At 61.7% G+C, this 10,494-nt stretch carries 9 protein-coding genes; 4 read left to right on the plus strand and 5 right to left on the minus strand.

The features are described from left to right. A partial coding sequence (locus HLUSI_RS0106740; protein ID WP_016833259.1) for a DEAD/DEAH box helicase occupies positions 1 to 1,177 on the minus strand: 1,177 nt, incomplete at its 3' end. Positions 1,178 to 1,585: 408 nt separating this feature from the next. After that, the gene (fabI, locus tag HLUSI_RS0106745) at positions 1,586 to 2,368 is read right to left on the minus strand and encodes an enoyl-ACP reductase FabI (RefSeq protein ID WP_016833260.1); all 783 of its coding nucleotides are present in this window, start codon (positions 2,366 to 2,368) and stop codon (positions 1,586 to 1,588) included. Between the two features lie 275 nt (positions 2,369 to 2,643). Between fabI and HLUSI_RS0106750 the strand changes: the two genes are divergently transcribed. The 4 genes from HLUSI_RS0106750 to HLUSI_RS0106765 are packed head-to-tail and all read left to right on the plus strand — an operon-like array spanning position 2,644 to position 8,210. Next, complete coding sequence (locus HLUSI_RS0106750; protein ID WP_016833261.1) at positions 2,644 to 4,461, plus strand: extracellular solute-binding protein; 1,818 nt, start codon at positions 2,644 to 2,646, stop codon at positions 4,459 to 4,461. A 43-nt stretch (positions 4,462 to 4,504) separates the two neighbouring features. After that, positions 4,505 to 5,563 carry a microcin C ABC transporter permease YejB gene (locus HLUSI_RS0106755; RefSeq protein WP_016833262.1) on the plus strand — a complete coding sequence of 353 codons (1,059 nt, stop codon included), beginning with the start codon at positions 4,505 to 4,507 and terminating at the stop codon, positions 5,561 to 5,563. Then, positions 5,560 to 6,621 (plus strand): ABC transporter permease, encoded by a 1,062-nt coding sequence (locus HLUSI_RS0106760; protein WP_016833263.1) that lies wholly within the window; start codon positions 5,560 to 5,562, stop codon positions 6,619 to 6,621. The genes HLUSI_RS0106755 and HLUSI_RS0106760 overlap by 4 nt, the downstream gene beginning before the upstream one ends. Further along, the gene (locus HLUSI_RS0106765) at positions 6,618 to 8,210 is read left to right on the plus strand and encodes an ABC transporter ATP-binding protein (RefSeq protein WP_016833264.1); all 1,593 of its coding nucleotides are present in this window, start codon (positions 6,618 to 6,620) and stop codon (positions 8,208 to 8,210) included. The genes HLUSI_RS0106760 and HLUSI_RS0106765 overlap by 4 nt, the downstream gene beginning before the upstream one ends. Positions 8,211 to 8,248: 38 nt before the next feature. Here the strand turns inward: HLUSI_RS0106765 and rbsD are convergent, their stop codons facing one another. From rbsD to HLUSI_RS0106780, 3 genes are all read right to left on the minus strand, one after another. Continuing rightward, positions 8,249 to 8,641, minus strand: coding sequence for a D-ribose pyranase (gene rbsD, locus HLUSI_RS0106770; RefSeq protein WP_016833265.1), 393 nt, complete (start codon positions 8,639 to 8,641; stop codon positions 8,249 to 8,251). 15 nt (positions 8,642 to 8,656) lie between these two features. Next, positions 8,657 to 9,583 carry a ribokinase gene (rbsK, locus tag HLUSI_RS0106775; protein ID WP_016833267.1) on the minus strand — a complete coding sequence of 309 codons (927 nt, stop codon included), beginning with the start codon at positions 9,581 to 9,583 and terminating at the stop codon, positions 8,657 to 8,659. 51 nt (positions 9,584 to 9,634) lie between these two features. Then, a partial coding sequence (locus HLUSI_RS0106780) for a LacI family DNA-binding transcriptional regulator (protein ID WP_016833269.1) occupies positions 9,635 to 10,494 on the minus strand: 860 nt, incomplete at its 5' end.

The raw sequence follows: 10,494 nt of genomic DNA on the forward strand, positions 1-10,494 counted from the left end.
CCGGGATCGGTTGCTTGGTGAAGCGCTCGATACGCTTGACGTGCATGCCTTCAGCGTGATTGACCAGCGAGACGGCAACGCCGTTGCGGCCGGCACGACCGGTACGGCCGATGCGGTGAACGTAGTCTTCCGGGAATTTCGGCAGATCGTAGTTGAACACGTGGGTGATGCCCGGCACGTCGATACCGCGAGCGGCGACGTCGGTTGCCACCAGCACGCGCACCTGGCCGCGGCGCATGCCGTCCAGAGTACGGTTGCGTGCGCCCTGATGCATGTCGCCATGCAAGGCAGCTGCAGCGAAACCGGCGATGTTCAGGCGGTCGGCGATGGTGTCGGCGTCACGCTTGGTGGCGGTGAAGACAACAGCCTGGTCCATGGTCACGTCGCGCAGCAGGAAGTCGAGCAGGCGATTCTTGTGCGACAGGTCGTCGACGAAGTGGACGCGCTGGGCGATGTTTTCATGCTTGGTGGCGGAACCGGCGATCTGGATGATCTGCGGTGCATTGGTGATGCGCTTTGCCATGTTGCCGACGACGCCATCCAGCGTTGCCGAGAACAGCATGGTTTGACGGGTTGCCGGTGTTGCCGCGACGATCTTTTCGATGTCTTCGATGAAGCCCATGTCGAGCATGCGGTCGGCTTCGTCCAGGACCAGGATTTCCAGTTCGGAGAAGTCGATCTTGCCCGAATCCATATGGTCGATCAGACGGCCAGGCGTCGCCACCAGGATTTCAGGATTGCGCGACAGCAATTGCATCTGCTTCGGATAAGGCATGCCGCCCAGGATCGACACGGCCTTCAGGCGGCGCATGTGGGCGCAGTACTTGTCGGTCGCGGTGGTCACTTGCAGGGCCAGTTCGCGGGTCGGGGTCAGCACCAGCATCTTCGGCTGGGCAGGGCGGAAACGTGGACGGTCGCCGCGGGCCTTGGCGGCTTGGGCTTCCTGGTTCGGGGTCTTGGCGCCGGGAGCGGCAGGCGGCATCGAGGCGAACTTGTGCAGCGACGGCAGCATGAACGCTGCGGTCTTGCCGGAGCCGGTCTGCGACGACACCAGCAGATCCTTGCCGGCGATGGCGGCGGGGATAGCTTGTTCCTGGACCGGCGTCGGCGCGGTATAGCCGGAGTCGGTCAAGGCTTTGATGATCGATGGGTGCAGGCCTAGTGATTCAAAAGTCATGTTTTCTTTCGTTTAGTATGAGCGCCAGACAAATGCAATGCAGCGCAACGATTGCGTCGGTTTGAACGAACGCAACGAGCGCACAGCAAATGCGGTGAACGCAAAAAAGCAACGCCAACCAACGAAATGACTATGAAAAACAAAGAAATTTCGGCACAAAAGCTTTGCGCCGGGACGGTGTCGCTTAAAAAGTAAGGACACTCAAGGCGGGAGGGCTTTTACTACGTACTGTCGACTGTCTAGCGCGACAATTAGGGCTTGCGAAGCTACTGAGTAACCCGGCGTGCCGGATTACGGTTTTGTACGTCGTATTGCAACGCACAAACCGAATCATACAGGAAAATATCGAAGTTGGCACTAGGGCTTATTCGGAGAATTGCTTCGAACAAGCCCCGGACTCAGACAATCTTATTCCGAGATACCGCCGACAACACGCGAGAAGCCGCCGTCCACGTAGGTGATTTCACCGGTAATGCCGCCGGCCAGGTCGGACAACAGGAAGGCCGATGCGTTGCCAACGTCCTCGATAGTTACGTTGCGGCGCAACGGAGCGTGATCGGAAACGAAGCCGAGGATCTTGCCGAAGCCCTTGATGCCGCTGGCGGCCAGGGTTTTGATCGGACCGGCGGAGACGCCGTTGACGCGCACGCCCTTGGGACCGAGCGATTCGGCCAGGTAGCGCACGCTGGCTTCCAGCGAGGCCTTGGCCAGGCCCATGGTGTTGTAGTTCGGTACGACGCGCTCGGAGCCAAGGTAGGTCAGCGTCAGCAGCGCCGAGTTCTGGCGCAGCAGCGGCAGGGCAGCCTTGGCCATGGCCGGGAAGCTGTAGGCCGAGATGTCGTGGGCGATCTTGAAGCCTTCGCGCGAGAAGCCTTCCAGGAAGTCGCCGGCAATCGCATCGGCCGGCGCATAGCCGATCGCGTGCACCAAGCCGTCGAGCTGATCCCAGGACTTGCCGAGGTCGGCGAACAGGGCGTTGATCTGTTCATCGCTGCCGACGTCGCAATCGAAAATCAGCTTGGTGTCGAATTCTTCCGCGAACTTGGTGATGCGGTCCTTGAAACGCTCGCCGACATAGGTGAACGCCAGTTCCGCGCCTTCGCGCTTGCACGCCTGGGCGATGCCGTAGGCGATGGAACGATTCGATAACAAACCTGTGATCAGGATTTTTTTGCCTTGCAGAAATGCCATGTTGACTCCGAGTGATTCGCCTTGAAGCGGCGCCAGGCTGAAAGCCGCGCCGGAACAGGCGAAATAAGGGGGATTCCGGTTCTTTGCAGTATATTTGCGCTTGAACTGGGCAAGATTGTAGGGGCTTGCGACGGCGGGGGCAACTTCCGGCGTTTTTGTGACGGGCTGTTATTGCCATTGTGTAAAAATTTATTCTGTAAAATGATCGAATTGCTTTCAAATAACACATAAAGCACATCACTTCAGGAACCAGAAATTCGACATGACAAGCACGCATGCGTAAATTCACCTTCTCCACACTGCTCCTGAGCTTCGCGGCAACAGTCGGGTTCAGCGGTCCGGTTCTCGCAGACCACGCTTTCTCGCTGTACGACACGCCCAAGTATCCCGCCGGTTTCACCCACTTCGATTATTTCAATCCCGACGCCCCCAAACGCGGCACGCTGTACCTGGCCAATCCGGATCGCCGCACCAGCTTCGACAAATTCAATCCGTTCTCGCTCAAGGGCGTGGCGGCGGCGGGCGTGTCGACGCTGATGTTCGAGACGCTGGCGATCGGCTCGTCCGATGAGGTCGCCACCATGTACGGACTGCTGGCCGACGACATGACGCTGGCGTCGGACCGCATGGCGATGACCTTCCACCTGAACCCGAAGGCGCGCTTCAACAACGGCGACCCGGTCACGGCGGCCGACGTCAAATATTCCTATGACACGCTGCTGGCCAAAGGCGCGCCGCAGTTCAAGTCGATGTTCGCCGACGTCAAACAATGCGTGGTGGTCGATGCGCAGACCGTGCGTTTCGAATTCAAGACCAGGAACCATGAGTTGCCGCTGATCGTCGGCGGCGTGCCGGTGTTCTCCAAAAAGTGGGCGGCCGGCACGGCGTTCGACAACATCCAGCTGACGCCGCCGATCACCAGCGGTCCGTATCTGATCGACACCTACGACGTCGGCCGCAACATCACCTACAAGCGCAACCCAGCCTATTGGGGCACGGATATCCCGACGCGCAAGGGCAGCTTCAATTTCGAACGCATCGCCTATCGTTTCTACAAGGACGACGTGGCGCGGCTGGAAGCCTTCAAGGCCGGCGAGTTCGACGTGGTGGTGGAATATAGCGCCAAGAGTTGGGTGCGCAACTACAACGGCCCCAAATTCGTCAGCGGCGAAATCGTCAAGCGTGAACTCAAGCACTCCAACGGCGCCGGCATGCAGGGCTTCGTCATGAACCTGCGCCGCGACCAGTTCAAGGATGCACGCGTGCGCCAGGCGCTGGGACTCGCGCTCGACTACGAATGGATGAACCGGCAACTGTTCTATGGTCAATATTCGCGCATCTATTCCTTCTTCAACAACAGCACGCTTGCCGCCACCGGCGCACCGGAAGGCGACGAACTGAAATTGCTGGAATCGATCCGGGCTTCCGGCACAAAGATCGATCCGGCCGTGTTCGGCCCGGCCCCGGTGCCGCCCAACACCAATCCGCCCGGTTCGCTGCGCGCCAACCTGCTGCAGGCGCGCGAACTGTTGCGCCAGGCCGGCTGGGAATATCGTGACGGCGCCTTGCGCAACGCCAGAGGCGAAGTCTTCGCGTTCGAGATCCTCGACGATCAGTCGGCGCTGTCGCGCGTGATCAGCATCTACGTGCGCAACCTGCAAAAGCTGGGCATCCGGGTAACGCAGCGCACCGCCGACTTTGCCCTGGTGGCCAAGCGCATGGACGAGTTCGACTACGACATGACCAGCATCCGCTTCCCCGACGTCAGCAGCCCCGGCAATGAAATGTTCGACATGTTCGGTTCCAAGGCGGCCGATGAAAAAGGCTCCAACAACGTCTGGGGCCTGAAGGACAAGGCGGTCGACAAACTGGTCGAAGCGCTGGTCGCCGCCGCAACGCGCAAGGACCTGGTCGCCGCCGCACGCGGACTGGATCGCGTCCTGCTGCACAAATACATCGTGGTGCCGCAGTGGTATTCGTCGACGCACCGCGTGGCCTATCGCAACCGTTTCGGCATTCCCGCCGTGACGCCGCTGTACTACCAGGCCGATCCCTACGTGATCTCAAGCTGGTGGGAAGTGTCGCCGAAATGAGCACAGTGATCATCATCTTCATCTCCAACTTGCCGACGCCGCCATGAATATCTGGTCTTATATCCTCAAACGTGTCCTGCTGATGTTGCCGACATTGCTGGGCGTTGTCGTGATCACGTTCGCCGTGATCCAGTTCGTGCCGGGCGGTCCGGTCGAGCAGGCGTTGATCGAAATGAAGGGTCTCGGCGGCGGCGGCGAAGCTTCCGGCGGCGGCGCTTCGCAATACCGCGGACGCCAGGGCATCGATGCCGAGCGCGTCAACGAGATCAAGGCGCTGTACGGTTTCGACAAGCCGCCGGTCGAGCGCTTCTGGCAAATGCTCAAGGGCTTCGCCACCTTCGACCTGGGCAAGAGTTTTTACCATCACGGCGACGTCTGGCAACTGGTGAAATCCAAGATGCCGGTATCGATCACGATCGGCCTGTGGACCTTCTTCCTGACCTACCTGATCTCGGTGCCGCTGGGCATCGCCAAAGCGGTGCGCGAGGGTACGCGCTTCGATACGGCCACCACCGGGCTGGTGCTGGTCGGCTATTCGATTCCCGGTTTCGTGCTGGGCGTGTTCCTGCTGGTGATGTTCGGCGGCGGCAGTTTCGTGCAATGGTTCCCGCTGCGCGGACTGACCTCGGACGACTGGGCCACGCTGTCGCTGGCGGGCAAGGTCAAGGATTACCTGTGGCACATCACCTTGCCGGTGATCGCCTCCGTGGCCGGTTCGTTTGCGGTCATGACGATGCTGACCAAGAACACCTTCCTCGAAGAAATCCGCAAGCAATACGTGCTGACCGCGCGCGCCAAAGGCCTCTCCGAAAACAAGGTGCTCTACAAGCACGTGTTCCGCAATGCGCTGATCCCGCTGGTGACCGGTTTCCCGGCGGCCTTCATCGGCGCCTTCTTCGCCGGCAGCCTGCTGATCGAGACGCTGTTCTCGCTTGATGGCCTGGGCCTGCTGTCGTATGAGTCGGTGATCCGGCGCGACTATCCGGTGGTCATGGGCACGCTGTACCTGTTCACCTTGATCGGCCTGGTGGTGAAGCTGCTCGGCGATCTCTGCTATGTCTGGGCCGACCCGCGCGTCCAGTTTGAAAGCCTGGCCAAATGAGCGCGACTACCGTGACTGCTTCTTCCTCCCCGACGCCTTCGATTTCCCCGGGCCGCCGAATCTGGCTGCGCTTCCGCCAGAATCGCAACGGCTATGCGAGCCTGATCATTTTCCTGATCCTGTTCGTGATCAGCCTCGGCGCGGAACTGGTCTCCAACGACAAGCCGCTGGTGGCGAGCTACCACGGCAAGATCCTGTTTCCGATTGCGCATGACTATTCGGAAAAGACCTTCGGCGGCGACTTCGAATCGCCGGCCGACTACCTCGACCCGTTCATCCAGGAGCAGTTCAGGAAGGATGGCAACTGGGCCATCTATCCGCCCAATCACTATCGCTTCGACACGCTCAATTATTTCGCCAGGCAACCGAATCCGGCGCCGCCGTCGTCGGAGAACTGGCTTGGCACCGACGACCGCGGCCGCGACGTGTTTGCGCGCTTGTTGTACGGCTTCCGCATTTCCATCCTGTTCGGCCTGGCGCTGACGGTCACCGGCGTGGTGCTGGGTTTATTGGCCGGTGCAGTGCAGGGTTACTTTGCCGGTCGCACCGATTTGTTCATGCAACGCCTCCTGGAAATCTGGGGCTCGATGCCCGAGCTTTACCTGCTGATCATTTTTTCCTCCATCTTCGAGCCCAGCATCGGGTTGCTGCTGGTGCTGCTGTCGCTGTTCGGCTGGATGGGTTTGTCGGATTACGTGCGCGCCGATTTCCTGCGCAACCGCAATCTTGAATATGTACAGGCGGGGCGCGCGCTCGGCCTGTCGAACATGCAGATCATCTGGCGCCATGTGTTGCCCAACAGCCTGACGCCGGTGGTTACCTTCCTGCCGTTCCGCATGAGTGCGTCGATCCTGGCGCTGACCAGCCTGGATTTCCTCGGTCTCGGCGTGCCGCCTTCCACGCCCAGCCTCGGCGAACTGCTGGCGCAGGGCAAGAACAATCTTGACGCCTGGTGGATCGCCTTGTCGACCTTCATCGTGCTGACCGTGACCTTGCTGCTGCTGACCAATATCGGCGACGCCTTGCGCAATGCCCTCGACGTACGGAGGAAAGCATGAGCCTGCTCGAACTCCGCAATCTCTCGGTGCGCTTCGGCGACGCCACGGTGGTCGACGACGTCAGCTTCAGCATCGGGGCCGGTGAAAAATTCGCGCTGGTCGGCGAATCCGGTTCCGGCAAGACGGTCAGCGCCTTGTCGGTGCTGCGCCTGAACCAGGATGCGCGCTACGACGGCCAGATTCTGTTCAACGGCGAAGACATCCTGCAAAAGAGCGAAGCGGCCATGCGCGGCGTGCGCGGCATGGATGCGGCGATGATTTTCCAGGAGCCGATGACGGCTCTCAATCCCTTGTTCACCATCGGCAACCAGATCGCCGAAGTGCTGATGCTGCACGAAGGCCTGAATGCGCGGGCTGCTGCGCAACGCACCGTGGCTTTGCTGGAAAAGACCGGTATTCCGGAGCCGGCGCGACGCGCACTGGCTTATCCGCATCAATTGTCCGGCGGCCAGCGCCAGCGCGCGATGATTGCGATGGCGCTGGCTTGCCATCCCAAACTGCTGATCGCCGACGAGCCGACCACCGCGCTGGACGTGACGATCCAGGTGCAGATCCTGGAATTGCTCAATCAATTGCAGCGCGACGAAAACATGGCCGTACTGCTGATTTCGCACGATCTCAATCTGGTGCGCCATTTCGCCGATCGCGTCGGCGTGATGGAAAAAGGCAAGCTGGTCGAGACCGCCGCCACCGCCGGCTTGTTCGCGGCACCGCAGCAGGTCTATACGCGCAAGCTGCTGGCCAGCCAGCCGCAGCGCAATGTCGACGAGATCGCGCCGGATGCGCCGGTGCTGTTGACCGGCACGAATGTGCGTTGCACCTTCTCGATCAAACAGGGCTGGCTGCGCAAGAAAAAATTCGCTGCCGTCGACGACGTCAGCCTGACCCTGCGCAAGGGTGAGACGCTCGGCATCGTGGGCGAGTCGGGTTCCGGCAAGTCGACGCTGGGCATGGCCTTGCTGCGCTTGTCGACGGCCACCGTCGAAGGCGACATCCGTTTCGCCGGCCAGCCGGTCAGCGCGATGAGTTCAGCCGCCGTGCGCCCCTTGCGTGCGCGCATGCAGGTGGTGTTCCAGGATCCGTTCGCCTCGCTGTCGCCGCGCCGCACGGTCGCCCAGATCGTCGGCGAAGGACTGGCCTTGCACCAGCCGCACCTGAGTGCGCAACAGCAACGCGTCGAAGTGGTCGCGGCGCTGCACGAAGTCGGCATATCGGAAGACATGCTGCAACGCTATCCGCACGAGTTCTCCGGCGGCCAGCGCCAGCGTATCGCCATCGCACGCGCAGTGGTGTTGAAGCCCGATCTGTTATTGCTGGACGAGCCGACCTCGGCGCTGGACGTCACCGTGCAGCAGCAAGTCTTGCAACTGCTGGCGCAATTGCAGCGCAAGCATGGCCTGGCGTATCTGTTCATCAGCCACGACCTCGCCGTCATCCGCGCCATGGCGCATCAGGTGCTGGTGATGAAGGACGGCAAGGTGGTGGAAGGCGGTTCGGTTGCCGACGTCCTGCAACGGCCTTCGCATGCTTATACCCAGCGCCTGCTGGCGGCGGCGACTTATGCCGCCGACAATGTCGCGGGGACGTGAAGAGCCGGCCTGTCTGAGATTGCTGCGACGGTTCTCGCTCAGAACGTCACGCCGGCAATCAGAATGATATTCGCATAGGGCGTGAACTCACCGGTGCGAATCACCGCGCGCGCCTGTTGCGTGCGGCGCTTGAATTCCTCATGCGGCAGGGTCTGCTTGCCGGCCAGTCCGAGCAGCCCGACTTGTTGGGCCAGTTTCGGACTGCGTTCAGACAGTTCATCAGCCAGCACGTGATGCTCGACGTGCATTTCCGCCAGCACGGTTTGCAGCGTGTCCATGAAGCCGGGAATGCCGCGCGTCAGCGCCAGGTCGATCAGCGGCACGCCGGGCGGCACCGGCAGGCCGGCGTCGCCGACGACGATGCTGTCGCCATGGCCGAGCGAAGCAATCAGCTGTGACAGCGCAATGTTCAGCAGCGGTGTTTTTTTCATCTCGGTTCTCCTTGCTCAGTCCGCAACTTCCCGGCGGGAAGGAATGGAAGTTTGTGCACCCACGCGCGCCACGCTGATGGCGGCCGCGCGCTGACCCAGCGCGATGGCTTCGGCTTCGCTGCGGCCTTCCGCCAGCGCGGCGACAAAGCCGCCGATGAAGGTGTCGCCGGCGGCGGTGGTGTCGACTGCCTTGACTGCTTGCGCGTCGAAATGCCCGGAGCCTGATTCCAGCGCCGCATAGACGCCTTTTTCTCCCAGCGTGACCAGCACGTTGGTTGAGCCGGCTGCACGCAGCTTGCCGATTACGGCGGCAATCTGTTCGTCGCTGTCGTTCTCAATGCGGATATCGCCGGCGGGCATGCCGGCCAGCATCGCGGCTTCGATTTCATTGGGCACCAGGTAATCGATTTGTCCCAGCAACTCGGTCGGCAACGCTTGCGCCGGGGCCGGATTGAGTACCACGGTCTTGCCCAGTGCATGCGCCAGCTTGATGGCGTGGATCACGGTCGGTAGCGGCGACTCCAGCTGCAGGACCACGATGCGCGCCTGTCCGATCAGGTCGCGCGCGGCATCGATGTGAGCCGGGCTGAGCTCGGCATTGGCGCCGGAAGCCAGCACGATGCTGTTCTGGCCGTTGTCGTCCACCAGGATGGAGGCGATGCCGGACGCCGTACCGGGAATCGTCGTCACATGGCTGTCGTCGATGCCGTCCTTGCGCAGGGCGGCACGCAACTCTGCGCCGAAGGCGTCGTCGCCCAGGCAAGCCACCATCGCGACCTTGACGTCGTCGGCGCTCAGGCGCGCGCAGGCCACGGCCTGGTTGGCGCCCTTGCCGCCGGGGATGGTGCGGAACTGGCCGCCGGTGATGGTTTCACCAGGGAGCGGCATGCGCGGCACGCGCAAGACCAGGTCCATGTTGATGCTGCCGATGATGACTATCATGTGTTTCCGAGCGTTGATGAATTGAGATGTCGAATGGATATCGTCACGTGATCATGTTGGCGCGCGCACGGTCGAGCCGCGCACATGCAATTGCGGCGTGATGGTCTTGCGTTGCACCGGACGCGTCGGATCGGCGATGCGTTCGAGCAGGCATTGCGCGGTCAGTTGTCCCAGCGTGCGCGTGTTTTGCGATACGCTGGTCAGCGGAGGATGCACGAAACTGGCCAGGTCGATGTCATCGAAACCGATTACCGACAAGGCGTCCGGCACGTCGATGCCGCGCTCGGCGGCGGCGCGCAAGGCGCCGATCGCCATCAGGTCGTTGCAGCAGAAAATGGCGTCAGGCGGCTGTGCGACGGAGAGCAATGCGCGCGCTGCGGCATAACCGCCGGCGCTGGTGAAGTCGGCGTAAGCCAGCAACCCCGGCGCGATGGCGACACCGGCGGTTTGCAGTTTGCGGCGCAAACCGGCAATCCGTTCGGCGGAAATATCCAGGCTCTCCGGGCCGCCGATGCAGGCGATGCGGCGGCGTCCCAGGGCGAGCAAATGCTCTGCCGCCAGCACTCCGCCGGCAGCGTTGTCGACCGCCACCAGGTCGATCGCCATGTCTTTCGGCGCACGGTCGAGCAGCACGGTCGGCACCTTCATCTTGCGCAGCAGTTCGCCGTCGGTCTGCGCCAGCGTCGCCACGATCAGGCCGTCGCAGCGCTTGGTGAGCAACACGTTGAGATAGTCGCGCTGCTTGGCCGGATCATCGTCGGAATTGCACAGGATCACACTGTAGCCGGCTTGATAGCAACTGTCTTCAATGCCGCGCGCCACTTCCGAAAAGTACGGATTGGTGTTGTTCGGGATGATCAGGCCGATACTGCCGGTGGCGTTGCTGCGCAGCGAGCGCGCCAGCGGGCTAA

The sequence above is a fragment of the Herbaspirillum lusitanum P6-12 genome, assembly GCF_000256565.1.
Taxonomy (GTDB): domain Bacteria; phylum Pseudomonadota; class Gammaproteobacteria; order Burkholderiales; family Burkholderiaceae_D; genus Herbaspirillum; species Herbaspirillum lusitanum.

Bases quoted from the DNA above. Each gene is read 5' to 3' on its own strand.
- fabI (WP_016833260.1), bottom strand. From the start codon at position 2,368: ATGGCATTTCTGCAAGGCAAAAAAATCCTGATCACAGGTTTGTTATCG.
- HLUSI_RS0106750 (WP_016833261.1), top strand. From the start codon at position 2,644: ATGCGTAAATTCACCTTCTCCACACTGCTCCTGAGCTTCGCGGCAACA.
- HLUSI_RS0106755 (WP_016833262.1), top strand. From the start codon at position 4,505: ATGAATATCTGGTCTTATATCCTCAAACGTGTCCTGCTGATGTTGCCG.
- HLUSI_RS0106760 (WP_016833263.1), top strand. From the start codon at position 5,560: ATGAGCGCGACTACCGTGACTGCTTCTTCCTCCCCGACGCCTTCGATT.
- HLUSI_RS0106765 (WP_016833264.1), top strand. From the start codon at position 6,618: ATGAGCCTGCTCGAACTCCGCAATCTCTCGGTGCGCTTCGGCGACGCC.
- rbsD (WP_016833265.1), bottom strand. From the start codon at position 8,641: ATGAAAAAAACACCGCTGCTGAACATTGCGCTGTCACAGCTGATTGCT.
- rbsK (WP_016833267.1), bottom strand. From the start codon at position 9,583: ATGATAGTCATCATCGGCAGCATCAACATGGACCTGGTCTTGCGCGTG.